11 protein-coding genes are annotated in these 20255 nt (G+C 33.9%); 9 read left to right on the forward strand and 2 right to left on the reverse strand.

The window, feature by feature from the left end:
- Positions 1–59: 59 nt before the first annotated feature.
- Positions 60–1166, reverse strand: a complete 1107-nt coding sequence (locus tag AC2H4K_RS02125; RefSeq protein ID WP_281141153.1) for a WD40/YVTN/BNR-like repeat-containing protein — start codon at positions 1164–1166, stop codon at positions 60–62.
- Positions 1167–1270: 104 nt separating this feature from the next.
- Here AC2H4K_RS02125 and AC2H4K_RS02130 point away from each other — a divergent pair, with 104 nt between their 5' ends.
- The 3 genes from AC2H4K_RS02130 to purL all read left to right on the forward strand — a co-directional run bounded on the left by AC2H4K_RS02130 (position 1271) and on the right by purL (position 8146).
- Positions 1271–2485: an RsmB/NOP family class I SAM-dependent RNA methyltransferase gene (locus AC2H4K_RS02130; protein ID WP_281141152.1), complete on the forward strand. Its 1215-nt coding sequence runs from the start codon at positions 1271–1273 to the stop codon at positions 2483–2485.
- A 10-nt stretch (positions 2486–2495) separates the two neighbouring features.
- Complete coding sequence (locus AC2H4K_RS02135; protein ID WP_281141151.1) at positions 2496–4322, forward strand: endonuclease; 1827 nt, start codon at positions 2496–2498, stop codon at positions 4320–4322.
- Between the two features lie 161 nt (positions 4323–4483).
- A complete protein-coding gene (gene purL / locus AC2H4K_RS02140) occupies positions 4484–8146 on the forward strand; it encodes a phosphoribosylformylglycinamidine synthase (protein WP_493742789.1) in 3663 nt (1220 codons plus the stop codon).
- Positions 8147–8239: 93 nt separating this feature from the next.
- Here purL and AC2H4K_RS02145 read toward each other — a convergent pair whose 3' ends face one another.
- Positions 8240–9442 (reverse strand): retropepsin-like aspartic protease, encoded by a 1203-nt coding sequence (locus AC2H4K_RS02145; protein ID WP_281141149.1) that lies wholly within the window; start codon positions 9440–9442, stop codon positions 8240–8242.
- 229 nt (positions 9443–9671) lie between these two features.
- On the opposite strand from AC2H4K_RS02145, the gene AC2H4K_RS02150 reads away from it, so the two are divergent.
- The 6 genes from AC2H4K_RS02150 (at position 9672) to AC2H4K_RS02175 (ending at position 20251) form a co-directional block, all read left to right on the forward strand.
- On the forward strand, positions 9672–11696 hold the full coding sequence (locus AC2H4K_RS02150; protein ID WP_281141148.1) for a tetratricopeptide repeat-containing sensor histidine kinase: 2025 nt from the start codon (positions 9672–9674) through the stop codon (positions 11694–11696).
- A 3-nt stretch (positions 11697–11699) separates the two neighbouring features.
- On the forward strand, positions 11700–12332 hold the full coding sequence (locus AC2H4K_RS02155; RefSeq protein ID WP_281141147.1) for a response regulator transcription factor: 633 nt from the start codon (positions 11700–11702) through the stop codon (positions 12330–12332).
- 618 nt (positions 12333–12950) lie between these two features.
- Complete coding sequence (locus tag AC2H4K_RS02160; RefSeq protein ID WP_493742790.1) at positions 12951–16508, forward strand: choice-of-anchor Q domain-containing protein; 3558 nt, start codon at positions 12951–12953, stop codon at positions 16506–16508.
- A 305-nt stretch (positions 16509–16813) separates the two neighbouring features.
- Positions 16814–17632, forward strand: coding sequence for a helix-turn-helix domain-containing protein (locus AC2H4K_RS02165; RefSeq protein WP_281141145.1), 819 nt, complete (start codon positions 16814–16816; stop codon positions 17630–17632).
- Between the two features lie 286 nt (positions 17633–17918).
- Complete coding sequence (locus tag AC2H4K_RS02170; protein WP_281141144.1) at positions 17919–19688, forward strand: AMP-dependent synthetase/ligase; 1770 nt, start codon at positions 17919–17921, stop codon at positions 19686–19688.
- 113 nt (positions 19689–19801) lie between these two features.
- Entirely contained in the window at positions 19802–20251 is a 450-nt protein-coding gene (locus tag AC2H4K_RS02175; protein ID WP_281141143.1) for a MarR family winged helix-turn-helix transcriptional regulator, read from the forward strand.
- Positions 20252–20255: the final 4 nt, after the last annotated feature.

Raw genomic sequence — 20255 nt, forward strand, 5'->3', positions numbered from 1 at the left:
TCAATAAGATTCTGAGACAAGTTCAGAATGACAAAGTGTTGATGTTTTTTGTGCAGTCATTATTTGCTAAACGTCAATTTGCTAATTCTACCCTTTCCTGCTGCATAGGCTATAGAATCATTAAGAAACCTTATCGTATAAAAACCTTCATCGCTAAGATGTTTCCATGTATCTCCAGAATCCTTACTGTAATCAATACCTTTAAAGCCGACAGCTACTAGTCCTTTTGCATTACTATTTGGCACATACTGTACACAACTTCTATAGCCAGGTCCTTTTCCTTGAGCTACAACTTCCCAAGTTTTACCACCATCAATTGTTCTAATTTTATTATTTAGTGTATCATTAGGCTTGGTGTAATCTCCACCTATTGCAAAACCATGCTTTTCATCATAAAAATCGATGGAATACATTCCTGTAGTTGCTGCACCTTGTATTATTGGAGTATCATAAATTTCCCATGTTTTTCCTTTATCTGGCGAATATAAAATTCTACTTGCTTTACCTCCTGTGGCTACCCAAGTATGCTCACCTATTATGGAGATATTAGTATCACTTGCCGCAAAAGCAGCTTCTCCATCTCTGACTTTTGGTAACTCATCGCAGGATAATTTTGTCCATGTTTCACCTCCATCTCTTGTAATAATCACACTCATACAATCATCCGTTGGGTCACCAATAGCAATACCTTCTTTATCGTTCCAAAAGTCCATAGAATCGTAAAAGGCTTTGGGATGTGATTCTTTGTAAACAATATTTCTATCATTAGCCTTATATCTAGTAAATACTGATGGACTACCTGCAGTTATAGTGAAAAAACCATCATCTGTTTTGGCTATAGCCCTCAACTCATATCCTGTTGAGTCACTGTTCATATTTCTAGACATATGTCCTTGATAATTATGAGATATACTTTCATACTTTTTAAAAATATCTGATAGATCTATTTCAGGATTTATATCCTTTAAATCCCAATTTCCATAATACCCATCTGATCCTGCAAACCAAACACGATTATTTGACACTTTCAAGGCTCTAATATTCAAAAAAGAATCCTGTAACAAAGGTTCTATTTCAACTTTTGAAAAATTTCTAGATCTAACTGTTTTTTCAGATTTACATGAATAAAACCCAATCATCACAAAGCAAAATAAGATGAATCTCATGATTTTCAATTTTCTCTAAAAATAGAAAAGCATATTCAATAAAATCACAAACTTTGCTACAAATGAACATTAAAATGTACCTTTGCATGCTTTAATTTTTTGAAATGCGACTACATAGAAATTTATGCTTTGCGGTTATTGATGGTTTACACAAAATTTTCAATGAAGGTGAATATGCTGATAAAGTTATACAACAATTGCTAAAACGCGATAAGCGTTGGGGAAGCAGAGATAGAGGTTTTGTTGCCGAAACGGTTTATGAAATCGTTCGCTACAAAAGACTTTATGCTGAAATTGCTGATGTAAAAGCTCCGTTTGACAGAGATAACCTATGGAGAATCTTTGCAGTTTGGGCAACACTTAAAGGCATTAAACTTCCAGACTGGAAATATTTTACGGATACTCCAACACGTAAAATAAAAGGACGTTTTGATGAATTGTCTAAAATTAGAAAATACCGAGAGTCTATTCCAGATTGGATTGATGAATTAGGTGAAAAAGAATTAGGCGCTGACGTATGGACTAAAGAATTAGCGATGCAAAATGAACAGGCAGACGTTATTCTTAGAGTTAACACGCTTAAAACAACTAAGCAAGATTTACAACTCAAATTACAATCCGAAAATATTGAGACGGAATTCATTCCTGATTATCCCTATGCTTTAAAACTAAAAGAACGCGCTAACGTTTTTATGACTGAGGCTTTTAAGGAAGGCTGGTTTGAGGTTCAAGATGCGTCATCGCAATTAGTAGCCGATTTTTTAGATGTAAAACCAGGAATGAAAGTTGTTGATTCTTGTGCTGGTGCAGGTGGAAAAACCTTGCATTTAGCGTCACTCTTAGAGAACAAAGGCCAAGTCATTGCTATGGATATCTATGAGAGTAAACTAAAAAAGCTTAAAGTTAGAGCACGTCGCAATGGTGTTCATAATATAGAAATGAAAGTCATTGACTCTACAAAACCTATAAAAAAACTTTATGGCAAAGCCGACCGTCTACTGATTGATGCTCCATGTTCTGGTTTAGGTGTTTTACGTAGAAATCCAGATTCTAAATGGAAATTACAACCAGAGTTTGTCGATAATATCAAGAAAACTCAAGAAGAGATCTTAGAGCAGTACTCAAAAATGGTTAAACCTGGTGGAAAAATGGTTTATGCCACATGTTCTGTATTGCCTTCAGAGAATCAAAATCAAATTGATAAATTCTTAACATCCGAAGCCGGAAAAGACTTTACTTTTGTAAAAGACAATAAAATATTAGCCTATAAATCTGGTTTTGACGGATTTTACATGGCATTATTAGAAAAGAAAAAATAAACCCAAATAAATGAAACAATTCTACACTTTATTAATCACTCTAGTTTTTTCAACCTTAGCATTTGCCCAAATTCCTTCAGGATATTATGATAGTGCAACAGGAACTGGTTACACATTAAAGACACAACTTCACAATATCATAGATAATCATAACGACCAAGGTTATGATGCAATGGATGGTTTTATAGCGTCTTATGATTTAGACAACTACTACGAAACTGGAAGTAACACCATTTTAGATCCTTATTCAGAAAATCCTTCTGGATCTGATCCATACACATTTTCTCCAGTTAGTGATGAATGTGGAAATTATAGTGGTGAAGGAGATTGTTATAACAAAGAACACGTTATTCCTCAATCTGTTTTTAGTCAAAACTTACCAATGCGAAGCGATGCGCACCACCTTTTACCTACAGATGGCCGTGTTAATGGTTTTAGAAGTAATTATCCTTTTGGAGTGGTTGATGATAGTCAATTAGTAAACCAAAGTGGTATTTCTAATCCAACTCAAAATGGTTCTAAACTTGGAGGTAACCTTAACAGTGGTTATTCTGCAGGTTATAGTAACACAGTTTTTGAACCTATAGATGAGTTTAAAGGAGATATTGCTCGTATTTATTTCTATTTTGTAACACGATACGAAGATCAAATCAGTAATTGGGGAAGTTACCCAATGTTTGACGGAAGTTCTGATAAAGTACTAGATGACCCATTTTTGAATATTCTTTTAACATGGCATCAAAATGATCCTGTATCGCAAAAAGAAATAGATCGCAACAATAACATTTACTACAATCACCAAGGTAATAGAAATCCATTTATAGATAATCCTAGTTGGGTAAACGACATATGGGTATCTACACAAGACACTGAAGCTCCTACAGCTCCAACAAATTTAGTTGTAACTAATGAAGCTTCAACATCTATAAACCTTAGCTGGACAGCTTCAACAGACAATGTAGGAGTGGTTTCTTATGATGTTTATGTAGATGGTGTTTTTAATACTAACGTAACTATAAATACTGCAAATGTTATTAACCTAACTCCAGAAACTACATATTCATTTTATGTTATTGCTGTTGATACTGCAGGAAATGAATCAACTCAAAGTAATTCTGTAAATGGTACAACAACTGAAACAGGTACACCAGGAAGTGATTGTGTTGTTGAGGATTTTGAAAATATTCCTGCAAATAGCTCACAGTATACAAATAGAACTTGGACAGGTACAAACGGTACATGGAATGCTACCGAAGCAAGAACTGACCAAACCATTAACAACAGAGCCATACTCATAGATTATAGAGGTAGTTCTGACTCAGGTATTTTAACTTCACCTACTGTAAGTGGTGGTATTGGGAACCTTACTGTTACAACTCAAAGAATTTTCTCAGGAACTGATGGAAATTTGGATGTTCTAGTAAATGGAAGTTTGGCAGGAACAATTCCATACAGCGACACTCAACAAACTACAACAATAAGTGACATAAATATTGAAGGTTCAATAACTGTTGAGATTGTTGACAATAATTCTGGTGATGCAAGAGTTGGTATTGATGATTTATCTTGGACATGCTATTCTTCATTAAGCTTGGTAGATAATACTTTTGATAATACTACAATCTACCCAAACCCTGTAAAATCAAATTTAAATATTGAGCTAAATTCTACTGAAGAAACTTTAGTAGAAATCTATAGTATCTTAGGAAAAAGAGTTTTAAAAACTCAAATCAATTCTTCAGATAGCATCAATTTACAAACATTAAAATCTGGTGTTTATATTTTGAAATTAACACAAAACAATTCATCTGTAAGCAAAAAATTGATTAAGAACTAATCAAAGATTAATATTATTGAAAAAGCAGTTCAAAATTGAGCTGCTTTTTTTGTTTAAAACATGTTGAATAAGTCTACTAATTGAATTCTTTTTTATAGTCTCATTATTTTAAAATGAATTAACTTTGTGTTTTTATTTTTCACACCAAACACAACACTCTAATGATTCATTTCTTTGGAAACCAAAACAGCAAAGTTTTCGCTGTTCAAGCCACAAAAGAATTATCAACTGAAACCATTTCAAAATTGACATGGTTATTTGGCGACCAGCCAAAAATAGAACAAGCATCTCTAGATGCTTTTTTTGTTGGCCCAAGAGCCGCAATGATTACTCCTTGGAGTACCAATGCTGTAGAAATCACTCAAAATATGGGGATTTCTGGCATTTTACGTATTGAGGAATTCACATCAGTTTCAGAAGATTTCAAAGGGTACGACCCAATGATTTCTGAAAAATTTTCAAGCTTAAATCAAGACATCTTCACCATAAATATTCAACCTGAAGCAATTCTTGATATTGAAGACATTTCGGCATACAACCAACAGGAAGGTTTATCGCTAAGTGATGAAGAAATTGAATACCTAGAAGGTGTTTCTAAAAAAATTGAACGACCTCTAACAGACTCTGAAGTATTTGGATTCTCACAAGTGAACTCAGAACACTGTCGTCATAAAATTTTCAACGGAACGTTTGTTATCGATGGAGAAGAGAAACCGACGTCGTTATTCAAAATGATTAAGGAAACATCAAAACAAAATCCTAATGATATTGTTTCCGCATACAAAGACAATGTAGCGTTTATAAAAGGTCCTGTTGTAGAGCAGTTTGCTCCAAAACGTGCTGATGTTCCTGAATATTACCAAACTAAAGATTTTGAATCTGTAATTTCATTAAAAGCAGAAACCCATAATTTCCCAACAACTGTAGAGCCTTTTAATGGTGCTGCAACGGGTTCTGGTGGTGAAATAAGAGATAGACTTGCTGGAGGTAAAGGTTCTATTCCTTTAGCAGGAACGGCTGTTTACATGACATCATATTCACGTTTAGAAGAAGAACGGCCTTGGGAAAAGGCATTTCCTGAACGTAAATGGTTGTACCAAACTCCTATGGATATTCTAATTAAAGCTTCTAATGGAGCTTCAGATTTCGGAAATAAATTCGGTCAACCATTAATTTGTGGTTCTGTTTTAACCTTCGAACATCAAGAAAATAATGATAAGATTGGTTACGACAAAGTGATTATGCAAGCTGGTGGTATTGGTTACGGCAAAGCAGACCAAGCCATAAAAGACATACCAAAAGCAGGTGACAAAATCGTAATTCTTGGTGGTGACAATTATAGAATTGGTATGGGAGGTGCTGCTGTATCTTCTGCTGATACTGGTGAATTCGATTCTGGTATCGAGCTAAATGCCGTTCAGCGTTCTAACCCAGAAATGCAAAAGCGTGCTGCCAATGCTGTTCGTGGTATGGTAGAAAGTGACGAAAATTATATTGTCTCTATTCACGATCATGGCGCTGGTGGACATCTTAACTGTTTATCGGAACTTGTTGAAGATACTGGTGGAAAAATCGATTTAGACAAATTGCCTGTTGGTGACCCAACGCTTTCTTCAAAAGAAATTATTGGCAATGAGTCTCAAGAACGTATGGGATTAGTTATTGGAGATAAGCATTTAGAAGTACTTCATAAGATTGCCGACAGAGAACGTTCACCTATTTATGATGTTGGTGAAGTTACCGGAAAACACCGTTTTACATTTGAGTCTGAAACTAATGGAGAAAAACCAATGGATTTAGCTCTGGAAGATATGTTTGGTAGCTCTCCAAAAACTATAATGACAGACCATACGGTTGAAAAAAACTACAGTGATGTATCTTACAACAGAGATAATTTTTACGATTATTTAGACCAAGTTTTACAGCTCGAAGCAGTTGCCTGTAAAGATTGGCTAACCAATAAAGTAGACCGTTGTGTTGGTGGTAAAGTTGCCAAGCAACAGTGTGTAGGACCATTACAATTGCCATTGAACAATGTTGGTGTAATGGCATTAGATTATAAAGGCAAAGAAGGTATTGCTACCTCAATTGGTCACTCGCCTATTTCGGGATTGATAGATCCTGTAGCTGGTAGCCGCAACTCTATTACAGAAGCCTTAACTAACATTATTTGGGCTCCTTTAAAAGATGGCTTGAAGAATGTTTCACTTTCTGCAAACTGGATGTGGCCATGTAAGAATGAAGGTGAAGATGCACGTTTGTACGAAGCTGTAAAGGCGGTTTCAGAATTTGCTATTGATTTAGGGATTAACGTACCAACAGGAAAAGATTCGCTTTCTATGAAGCAAAAATATCCTGATGGTGATGTTATTTCTCCAGGTACAGTTATAATTTCAGCTGCTGCAAACTGTATTGATATTAACAAAGTTGTTGAACCTGTGTTCCAAAAGAACGAAGGTGATATTTACTATATCAACTTATCTCAAGACAACTTTAAACTAGGTGGAAGTTCTTTTGCACAAGTAGTTAATAAAATTGGTAACGAAGCTCCAACAGTTAAAAGTGCTGATTATGTAAAAACGGTTTTCAATACCATTCAACAATTAATATTAGATGGTAAAATTGTCGCTGGACACGATGTCGCTTCAGGTGGTTTAATTACTACACTTTTAGAACTTTGTTTTGCTGATAATACTATTGGTGCAGAATTAGATTTAACCGCTTTAGCTGAAAAAGATTCTTTCAAAATACTTTTTGCTGAAAACTCAGGAATTGTAATTCAGGCTAAAGATAAAAGTATCGAAACCGTATTATCTGATGCTAAAATTGATTTCCACAATATTGGTAAGGTTATGAAAAGTGATGTGCTTAGCATCATCAATAGTAATGAAGTCTTTACTATGACCATTTCGAGATTGAGAGACATGTGGTACAAAACTTCTTTCCTACTCGACCAAAAGCAAACCGCTAATGGTTTAGCTAAAACACGTTTTGATAATTACAAAAATCAACCTTTACATTTCGAATTTCCGAAACAATTCACTGGAAAACTTCCAAAAACAGATTCAAGTAAACCTAGACCTAAAGCTGCTATCTTACGTGAAAAAGGAAGTAATTCTGAACGTGAAATGGCAAACGCTATGTACCTAGCTGGTTTTGATGTTAAAGATGTTCATATGACCGATTTAATTTCTGGTCGTGAAACTTTAGAAGACATTCAATTCCTTGGTGCCGTTGGTGGTTTCTCAAACTCTGATGTTTTAGGATCTGCTAAAGGTTGGGCTGGTGCTATAAAATATAATGAAACAGCAAATAAAGTCATCAAGAACTTTTTTGAAAGAGAAGACACCTTATCTGTTGGAATTTGTAACGGTTGCCAACTATGGATGGAATTAGACCTCATCAATCCAGATCATGATATTCATGGCAAAATGGTTCATAACGATTCACATAAGCATGAGAGTGCTTTTACTTCTGTGAAAATTCAAGAGAATAACTCTGTTATGTTATCGTCTTTAGCCGGAAGTACGCTTGGTGTTTGGATTAGTCATGGTGAAGGAAAATTCAATTTACCTAAGGATGAAAACCAATACGATATTGTAGGGAAATATGCTTATGCTGAATACCCACATAATCCTAACGGTTCAGATTATAATACGGCTATGATGTGTGATAAAACGGGGAGACATTTGGTAACCATGCCGCATATTGAACGATCTATTTTCCAGTGGAATTGGGCTAACTATCCTAGTAACAAACAGGACGAAGTTTCTCCATGGGTTGAAGCTTTTGTTAATGCTAGAGAGTGGATAGAAAAGGTTTAATTTGATTTAAATATAATAACAAAACCCCGATATAAATTTATATCGGGGTTTCTTTCTTTATCTACAAAATTTATTGCTTAATATAAAAGTGGATTATTTTAACCTACCTACTGTTACAGTTTTAATTTCTCCAGAATCCACATCTTTTAGGGTCATTACTAGTTCATCATCTATATCATCATTCTGATGTAGTACAAATTCACAGAAATTTTTATCTTCATAGGAAAATTCATTGACTTTCAAGATGTGATCTCCTAATTTTACTTGCTCCCTAAGTGTTTCATCCCAAACAATACCCACTACCAATTGTTCGTCTTTCATAGTTGGCTCCACTAGAAATGGAGGTTTTACAACGGCTTTTATATCTACCAAATCATAGGGATCGAAATAAAAACGCTGCTTGTTATAATCCAACGTCACTTTTCCAAAAGACAATACTTTGGCTCCAAACCGTGACTCGTTGCTGGTGGTAGTATTTACAAGAACATCTTTAAACACCTCTGTATTAATAGTTAATAGGGGGACTTCGAGTATTAATTGTTCATCTTTTTCGGCAAATCCATGCATTCCCCAACTATTAGCTCCATCTGCTTTAGCCAGAACATCCAACACATCTGTTTTTTCTTCAAAATACTGATAAGCCTTCCTAGACATAGCGTAGAAGTCATCGGCTCCAGTATCAAATAATACCCGATCTGAAGCACTAGCTTTACCCTTCTCTAATTTAATATGAATAAATGGATTACTTTGTGTTTTGGAAAGTTCCATTGTTGAATAAAACTCCGTATTTATTTCTAGGTTCTTGGCCTTGTCTGTTATAATAATATGTTTCTTTTGATCATCTATTTGTAACACAGAATTGCGCAACATATTGCTCCCAATAATACCATCAATTCCCATACATTGGAAATAAACCTCTGCATTTTGTTGCAATAAAAACCCTGGAGTATCTTCAAAAATTAAGTTTCCTAACTGTAACTTGGGCAAAGAAATAATATTAATGGCAGCTACATTTCCTGATGCATCATGCACGTCTATGGCACCAATAATAGAAGACTTGAACTCTTGATAAAGAGCTTTTGATACAGAAAAGGGTGCTCCTGTATCAAACAAAAAGGTATAAGATTTCCCTTCAATAATGACAGGCACCAACATTTTATCTTTAAACATATTGTATGCGATTGTGTCGTGATAATGTTTTTGGGAAATTTGTCCATGATTGATATTAGAAGGCTTTTTTTGGGCAAAGCCAACAAGCGTCAAACAAATAGTAAGAACACACAGAATTTTTTTCATATTGAGATAATTTTAATAAAGAGAAAGGTAGGAAAAAACCTCGTTTTATTCTATCAATGACAACGAAATATTAGGGAAACACTTTATATTACTTGGAACTGGGCATACTACCCAAACAACATGCAAGACGAGGTTCTGCCTTGGGTTGTAACTTTTGCTAATACCAAAAAATGAATTGAGAATAGGTAGTCATTTTTTTTAACTACATTAGTAGAGAAAATCACCCCAAATGAAACAATTTTCACTTGTATTTTCTCTACTATTTATTTTATCTGTAAATGCACAAAATTCCGATTTACATACACTTGTAAATCAACTAAAAACTGAAATACAATCTGAAAATGACAATGCTAAAAAGTTATTTCTTTTAGATAGCTTAACATCGGTTGTTAGAGATAAACCTAATTTTCCTTACGACTCTATTGCGCGTACCACTATAGATCTTGCTATAAAGCTAGACTCTTTTAATCTGGCTGCATACAACACTACAAACCTTATTAATTATCACAATAATTTTTTAGGAAAACCTAAAACAGGTATTACTATTTTCAACACCTATTTTAAAACTCTAAAAAATAATATTAATGCCAGAAATTTAGCGAGTTTATATATAGATTCTGGCGATAGTTATTACTTTACACAACAAGTAGATTCTGCTATGGCACATTATGACAAAGCCATTACTTATGCAGAAAAAGCTAAGGACAACCGCGTAAAGGGATTTGCAGTTTTGTACAAAGGCTACGCCTATTCTGACGAAGGAAAATTTGTATTAGCATCACAAACCTTAAAACAAGCTTCTGAGGTTTTTATTCAAGAAAAAGACACCTTTAATATTATAGCTGCCAAAAACGCTTTGTCTTTACTATATAGCGCAAATGGCTTTTTAGAAGAAGCGCAGCAAGAACGAACCGAAACCATTGCTCTTGCTGAGATAACAAAAAGCTACGGACAACTTATTCCACTTTATGTAAATGAAGCTACAGATAATAAAAAGCAAAATTTACAAACACAACGTATTAAGAATTTACACAAGGCCTTAGAAGCTAATAAAAAATCTAATTATGTTGATTATTTTAAACCTATCTTACTTAATGAATTAGTTGTTGCCTATGCGGAAAATGACAGCTTAGATAAAGCAAATTTTCATCTAAAAGAAATAGAAAAAGACACCCGTAATACAGAAGGCATATACACACCAAATTATTATAATGCGTTAAAAAAATTAGCCTATGCCAATAAACAATATCAAAAGGCAGAAGCTTTAGGTATCAAGCATCTAACTATACTTAAGGAGACAAACGATATTAACGACATTCAAAAAGCAGAAGCCTTTTTAAGTCAGGTGTATGAAGCAATAAATAAACCATCACAAGCATTAGCGCATTTTAAAGCTTCTCAACATATTATAGACTCTATAAAATCGGTACAAAAAACAAAAGCGCTTGCCTATTACCAAACCTTATACGAAACCGAAAAACGCGACCAAAAAATAACATTACAAAACAGTAAAATAACCTTATTAGACGAACAGAATAAACGCAAAAAACAAACCCTATGGTTTGGTGGTTTGGCACTAATAGCTCTTTTTAGTATCATCTTTTTATGGCGCTCTCGAAGATTCTCACAAAAAAAAGCACAACTGCAAGAAACCTTTGCTCAAGATTTAATTAGAAATGTAGAAACCGAACGCAAACGCATTTCTAGCGAGTTGCATGATAGTGTTGGCCAAAGCCTATTACTTATAAAAAATAAAGTTTTTCTTAATAACGATCAAAATCAGGATACTAAAATTATTGATGATACCATAGACGAAGTAAGAAGTATTTCCCAAAGCTTACATCCATTTCAGTTTGAAAAATTAGGTCTAATAGCATCTATAAAAAATACAGTTGAAACCTTTCAGAAAAATTCGGATATTTTCTATTCTGAAGACATTGATGTAGAGCACCTAAATATTTCAAAAGATAAAGAGATTTTTATATTTAGGATGATTCAAGAATGCTTAAACAATGTTGAAAAACATTCTAAAGCAAAAGCCTGTAACATCTTGGTAGAAGACAGCAATGATTCTGTCTTATTTCAAGTAAAAGATAATGGTATTGGGTTTGACGTGTCTGAAAACAACGAAATTTTAGATAGTCTAGGTTTAAAAACACTTAAAGAACGTGCCCAAATTATTGGTGCGCAATTAAGCATCAATTCAACCAAAGGAAAAGGTACAACTGTACAGATTAAAGTCCCTAAACACTAACATATGTCAACAACTATTATTATTGCAGATGACCACCCGTTACTGCTTAATGGAACTAAAGAATTTTTAGAAAAAAAATGGTTTAAAGTTATTGATACGGCAACTGACGGAAATACAGCGTACAACAAAATTATAAACCATAAACCTGATATTGCTATACTTGATTTTGACATGCCCAAACTAAACGGTTTGGAAGTCGCTCAAGAAATTCAGCGCAATCAGATACAAACCAAGGTTATCATTTTAACCCTACACAAACAAGAGTCGCTGCTAAACGAAGTTGGCAAAACTATTCATGGTTATATAACTAAAGACAGTGCTTTAGAAGAATTAGAACAATGCCTAGAAATCATAAAAAAAGGCCATACTTATATAGGCAAAAAACTAAAAAGCAGCATCCATTTTGACAGTAGAACCAATACATCTATAGACCAACTAACCGCTACTGAAATAAAAATTTTGAAATACTTAGAAAAAAACCTCAACAGCACTCAAATTGCCGAAGAACTTTTTATTTCTAAACGCACAGTAGAAAAGCACAGAAGTAACATTATAAAAAAACTAGAGATAGATACAACCAACCAAAATGCTCTTTTTGTCTGGTTAAAACAAAATCCTAATATCTTTAATACGTAATCCTACGTATTTCACTACTTAACAATAGGTTATAATTTTGAAAGACTATAAAATTATAGCATCCTATTATCACAAAACACAAATATAATTTACCTATTAACTATTGGGTTGTCGATGTCTATTATATAAGCCTAAGTAATAAAGACTATCATCAATTGCAACCCGACGGGTTTAGTTATATTTTATATTCAGAAGAAAATAACATAACCTGTCATAAACCGTTTGTTAGCCCTCTAGAATTAAAGTCTTCTTATATTATAGTTAAATGCAGACCAACGTATATAGACCATCTTCTTGAAAACAATATAACTATAAAAGCTGCTAATGCTAATGCTTTTTTAGCTCAGTTTAATACACCCAAACTTAAAAACTTCACACCCTCAATTTTAGATAACATTGTTTTTTATCTTCACTTTTTTAAAGGACATATCTCACTAGACCAACTCTCAAAACGGTATCAATATAGCAACCAAAAGATTAAAAATGGCTTTAAAAATTCCATAGGACTTTCCTTTAATGAATACAAAAACATTTTACTGTCCATTACGTAGACCTACGTATTGAACCACATCCTTAATCCCAATACTTTAGCATAGTAAACCAAACAACCTATTAGTTATGAAAAAACTACTACACTTTATTTTAACACTTACGCTATGTCAAATAGGGTTTTCGCAAACCACCTTCTATGTAGATGTCTCACGTCCTGACAATACAGGCGATGGTCTCTCTTGGGCTACAGCAAAAAAAGACTTACAAAACGCCTTAGATCTAGTTGTGGATGGCGATGAGGTACGTGTAGCCTCGGGCACATATCATCCGAATTCAGCACCAGGTACTACACTTACAAACCCTACCGAGTTTTATTTTTGGATGAACACAAACATAAAACTTAAAGGAAGTTATGACCCTAGTACCAATACCCAAGATTTCAGCAATCCTTCCATACTCTCTGGAGATTTAGGCACTACCAACACGGTACACGTATTAGTAACTACCAACCTCAACAATACTGCGCTGGTAGAGGGTTTTACCATAACAGGAGGTGCTGCCGTATATAACTCAGGGAGCGTAACCATTGGTGGGCATACATTACAATATAGAGAAGGTGGTGGTATGTATAATGCTTCGTCTTCCCCTAACTTAGTCAATGTAACCTTTTATAACAATTCTGCATCAACTTATGGAGGTGGAATATACAATACCTCATCTTCCCCAAACTTAGTCAATGTAACCTTTTATAACAATTCTTCATCTTCTTTTGGAGGTGGAATGGTAAATAACTCATCTTTCCCTAACTTAGTCAATGTAACTTTTTATAACAATTCTGCATCAACTTATGGAGGAGGCATGGTAAATAATTTAAACTCAAATGCAACACTTAACAACACGCTTTTTTATGGAAATACCTCATCGAATAGTCTAGATATATATAATGGTTTTGATAGTAGTAGTGTTTCAGGGTCTCATAATGCTTCAGATGTGAGTGGAAGTGTTTTAACTGGACAAACAGGCTTTGTAGATCTTACGAGCAATCCATTTGTTAGTACTACCTATCCTGCTGGATTGGATGGTATTTGGGGTACAGCAGACGATGGCTTATACCCTGCCAATGGCAGCGTACTTATAAATGCAGGCGATAATAGTTTTAATACAGAAGCAACCGATATTACAGGAAACCCAAGAGTTTTTGATGGCACTATAGATATTGGCGCGTATGAACAAAATCCATGTTTGAATGTAAGTTCTATAATTTATGTAGACCAAGATGCTACTAGTGGTACTAACAACGGTAGCTCTTGGAACAATGCCTTTACAGAATTAAGTGAAGCAATAAATTCAGCCTCAAATTGCATCCTAGTAACTGAAATCTGGGTCGCTACAGGTACCTACACACCTGGAACGCTTGAAACAGATAGTTTTACAATTCCTAGCAACGTTACTGTTCTTGGTGGCTTTAACGGAACAGAAACCACTGCCGATGAACGCAATTGGGCAGAAAACCCAACCATTTTGAGTGGTGATTTAAATGGTTCAGGAACTGAAAACCCAGGAGACAGCCATACCATTGTTACCATGCTAGGTGACAATACCGAAATAAACGGCTTCTTTATACAATGGGGCTTTGCCGATGATAGTACCGATAACTCACAACTAGCTATTGGACGTTCTGGAGCAGGTGTGTATAACAATGGAGACAACCGCATTTACAATTGTACTTTAAGAAGTAATGTAGCAGATACCACAGACGACCCAGAAATAGGTATTGGTGCTGGGTTAATATCCTTTGGTGGTACACTAGATATTATAAATTGTCTTTTTAACTCAAATACCGCTTCTGCTAATGGTGGTGCTATGTCTGCTGAAAGCGGCACTATAAATATTATTAACTGTACCATTGCCAATAACAACGCCTACAAAGGTGGTGGTGTTCATTTTTTTAATGGAAGTATAAACGCTACTAATACAATTTTTACCAATAACAGTGGCACTAATGGTAACATAAATGATGATGGCGGTGGTGGTACAGGAACCGCAAATTATTGTTTGTTCTATAATACAACGACTGATAATGATGGTAATCTACCAACTAATATTACTGGAAACAATAATATAGAAAACACTGATCCGATTTATACTAACGGGTACCAAATAGTATACAGTTCTCTTGCTACAGATGCTGGAGATAACACCGCCAACCCTTTATTGCTAGACCTAAATTCTCAAAATAGAATCTCTAATACAACTATAGATATTGGCGCTTATGAGTTTCAAAACCATTTACAACCAGATGCCAATAACATTATTTACGTAAATAAAAATGTAAGTGGCGGCAATGAGATAGGCAACTCTTGGGCAAATGCTGTACCAGAATTGGCCGATGCCTTACTTTGGGCAAATAGCTTACAAGATACAGCTTGGGAAACTACGCCTTTACAAATTTGGGTAGCTGGTGGAATCTACACCCTAAAATATAGTCCAGAAGATGGTGCTAATTTTGGAACAGATCAAGGTAGAGAAAATGCTTTTTTAATGGTCGCAAATGTACAATTATACGGTGGATTTGCAGGTAATGAAACTTCTTTAGCTGATCGCGATTTAAGCATCACTACCAATACTACAGTTTTAAGTGGCGATATTAATGGTAACGATGCGTTAATTAGCCCTGCACCTATTGCTGGTAATCCTTACACATCAACTTCTATAGCAGATAATACCTACCATGTAGTCATGGGAGCTGGTAATGTAGGTGAAGGTATTATAGATGGCTTTACGATTACTGGAGGAAATACCATAAGCAACCATAATGATTATTATATTAATGGTTATTTTTTTATTAGGAGTGCTGGAGGTGGTGTTTACCTTCGAGGTTCTAACCTTAAACTTAAAAATATCATCGTATACGGAAACAATGCGGATACTTATGGTGCAGGAATAGTTATTTTAGAGAGTGCACCATTATTATTAAATGTAAACATTAATCGAAACACCTGTAATAGTCAAGGAGGAGGTTTATACATTCATTCAAGTTCTTTTAACTCAACCAATGTAAGTATTACTAGTAATACAGCTACGACCGGAAGTGGAGTTTATAATCGGAACTCTTCACCAAGTTTTAACAACTGTATTATTTGGGGAGAGATTTACAATGGTAACTCTTCACCTACCTATACAAATAGTCTTATAGAAGGAAATACCGATACTAGTAACGGTAATATTGATGCTACAGGACTAATAGAAACAGATATTTTTACCGACCCTACAAATGGTGATTTTAGTTTAATAAGTGATAGTCCTGCCGTTAATGCAGGTAACAACACTGCTTATACAAATGCTGGTGGAGATTTAACTAACGATACCGATTTAGCTGGAAACCCTAGAGTTTTTGATGGCACTATAGATGTTGGTGCTTACGAACTTCAATCAACTTTAAGCAATAACATAGTAAGTACTACAGACTTTATGGTTTACCCTAATCCAACAACCAATATGCTATACATAAAAACTAATTTAAATAATTATAGCTATGAAATGTACAACATACAAGGGCAAAAAGTTATGGCTTCAAAACAAAACGTAGATACAATTAATATGTCGCAACTCGCTACTGGAGTTTATGTATTACAACTAAAAAGCCATAACAAAACACAAAGTATAAAAGTAATTAAACAATAACAAAAGAAGCTATTAATCAGTTCTTTAAGGTCAAGACCATTAAAAACGTCTTGGCCTTTTTTATCCTTCTATTCAAGTATCATATAAAAAGAATTAAATTCTGTAAAAAACACATCTAGGACATTCAGTTTTGAGAAACTCAACAAATTATACAGACAGCAGACACAACTTGTATCGTCTTATTTTGGGGTGTTTATAAATATTTGTAATAAATTGAATATCTTCAGATTTAGACTAAGTTAATTATATTTCAATTTTGTAATTTTTAAAATATTGTCGTATTTTCCCTACGATTAATTCGTTGTATGACTATAAAATATTATGAGACTTCTACTATAGAACATATAGTAGAAGAACTCTATTCTTTTGCATTTGCAAAAAAAGATCTTCCCTTTGAGACCCCTATTTTGCCACTATGTGCTACGCATATTTCTTACTTTTTTGGAAGTGAGCATAATTGTTATTTAAATAATAAAAAATCTATTCTCCAAGGTTTGATGGTGTCTGGTCAATTCACAGAGTCCTATCAGATAAAAGTAGATGGTGAAAGTCAGGTTTTCGGGATGTTATTATCACCTACCTCATTATACAAACTCACTAAACTTGATATTTATAAAATTCGGAATAAACATATTCCTTTAATCGAATTTTCTGAAAGTTTATTCAATACTCTAAACCCAGTATTTGAAAAGTACGGAAATGACATGGTTAAATTAAATGCAGAGATAAAAAAAGTGCTTGCCAGTTTTGAACTAAAAATGGATAAAAATGTATCTCAAATTGATAATGTCATCAACTATATAGGTAGTAAAGACGGCATGCTAAATACTTACGAACTTTTAGACCATGTTAGCTTTAGTCAAAAAACTTTAGAGACACAGTTTAAAAAAATTGTGGGTATTACTCCAGGAAAATACATAAGATTACATCGTTTTATTAAATTGATGAGAAAGTATGAAAGGAATAAAATAGACATTAAAGATTTAATCTACATGTACAATTATTATGACCATTCACATTTTACAAAAGATTTCAAACATTTCATGAAACAAACACCAAAAGAATACTTCAAATCTGATTATCCTTTTTTAACTCAATACCTTAAAAAATTATCATTACGATAATTTACAAGAATTATCAATTTATAGTATATACATTTAGCAAGATGCTTTTTTTCTAATATTTATTTAATATAGGGTTATTGAGTATTTATTAGTACACACAGAGTAAAGTATCGTATATAAAGAGGTTTTAGGGTTATAAAACCTCTTTTTTTTGTATAACCCTAAAATCGAGATTATAAATTGTATTAATTTCACGTTAAAAAGATCATCTACTCTTAAAATTTCATTTTATACAATTAAATTTGATATTTTCGCAATTATCTATACTAATTTTTGCTAATATATTATGACAGATGTTAAACGTCTATTTGATTTTCCTTATTATCAACTAGAACACAAACCTACTGATACTGCTTTAGTTACAAAATACGATGGTGAATGGACACCTATGTCTACTCAAGAATATGTAGACAAAGCCAATGCAATTAGTAGAGCCTTATTGAGACTTGGTGTACAACCAAATGATAAAATCGCAGTCATTTCTTCTACAAATAGAACTGAGTGGAATATCATGGATATTGGCATTTTACAATTAGGCGCCCAAAATATTCCTATTTATCCAACCATCTCTCCTGAAGATTACGAATATGTTTTAAATCATAGTGAATCTATTTACTGCTTCGTATCCGATGAAGAAGTTTTAGAAAAAGTGAGAAAGGTACAAGCAAATACAAAACTAAAAGAGGTTTACTCTTTCAACAAAATAGAAGGTTGTAAGCATTATTCAGAACTGTTCGAACTCGGTAAAGATGAAAGCAACCAACCAGAAGTAGAAGCAAGAAAAGATGCTGTAAAACCTGAAGACTTAGCTACAATAATTTATACTTCAGGAACCACAGGAAAACCAAAAGGTGTTATGTTATCTCACAAGAATATCACCAGTAATGCTCTTGATTCTTCAAAACGTCTTCCTAATATTAATGGAGAAACCAGAATATTAAGCTTTCTACCTATCTGCCATATTTTTGAGCGCATGCTAATTTACCTTTATCAGTATGTAGGTGCAAGTGTATATTTTGCTGAAGGTTTAGACAAAATTGGTGAGAATGCTAAAGAAATTAAACCCCATCTTATGAGCGTTGTACCTCGTTTATTAGAAAAGGTTTTTGATAAAATCATGTTGAAAGCTGATGAGCTAAAAGGCATAAAACACAAACTTTTTTATTGGGCTGTTGAACTTGGTGAAATTTGGCAACCTTACAAAGCAAATGGCTGGTGGTACGAATTTAAACTTAGTATTGCCAAAAAACTAATATTTAGTAAATGGAGAGCCGCTTTAGGTGGTGAATTAACCACTATGGTTTCTGGTAGTGCTGCCCTACAACCTCGACTTTCCAAAATTTTTGCCGCTGCTGATATGCAGGTCATGGAAGGCTATGGACTTACAGAAACATCACCTGTTATTTCAGTTGGTATGTATAGAGAAAAAAGCTACAAAGTTGGTACTGTAGGTAAACCGATTAGAAATGTTGAAGTTAAAATTGCCGAAGATGGTGAAATCCTAATCAAAGGTCCTAATGTGATGATGGGTTATTATAAGGACGAAGAGAAAACAGCTTCTGTAATGACTGACGCCTACTTCCATACTGGTGATAAAGGTGAGATTGATGAAGACGGCTTTTTGAAAATCACAGGACGTAAAAAAGAAATGTTTAAAACCTCTGGTGGAAAATATGTCATTCCTACGCTACTTGAAAACGATTTGAAGCAATCGCTTTTCATAGAGCAAGTTATGGTGATTGGTGAAGGTGAAAAAATGCCTGCTGCTATTATTCAACCTAATTTTGATTTTATTAGAGACTGGATAGATCACAAAGGTCATAATATCAGTAAGTCTGAATCTGAAATAGCCAGATCTCAAATTATTAAAGATCGTATTCAGAAAGAAGTAGATAAATACAATCAAAATTTTGGCAAATGGGAGCAAATAAAGCGTTTCGAATTAACCGAAGTTGTTTGGTCTGTAGATAGTGGTCACCTCACGCCTACTATGAAGATAAAACGAGATGTCATTAAAAACATCCACAAGGATCTTTATGATAAAATCTACAATTAAACACATCTAAAATTACAAACACCTTAATATAAGGTGTTTTTTTATGTTAAATTATTATTATTTATTATGCGTGCATAATAAATTTTTTTATATTTGGTCACCAAGAATTTAACATGAAAAACAAAACAATAGATTACATTTTAAGGACCACTTGGTTGGCCGTAAATAAAATGTATAACGAAGAAGCTGCAAAATTTGATTCCACTATGGCAACAGGTTTTGCACTTTTAAGTATAGATCCCGAAAATGGGACACCATCAACTTCACTAGGCCCAAAAATGGGTATGGAAGCCACTAGCCTTTCGCGTACTTTAAAAAGTATGGAAGAAAAAGGACTAATCATTCGCAAACCAAATCCTGAAGATGGTAGAGGTGTATTAATTCACCTAACGGAATTTGGTCTAGAAAAAAGAAATTATTCAAAAGAGAAGGTACTCACCTTCAACGAAGCTATAAAAAACAATGTCTCTTCAGAGGAATTAGATAGTTTTTACAAAGTAGCTGAAATAATAAATAACATGATTTCTAATAAACAAATATACAATCACAAAGAACATTCTTAACATT

The organism is Winogradskyella sp. 266wxhm, assembly GCF_058964685.1.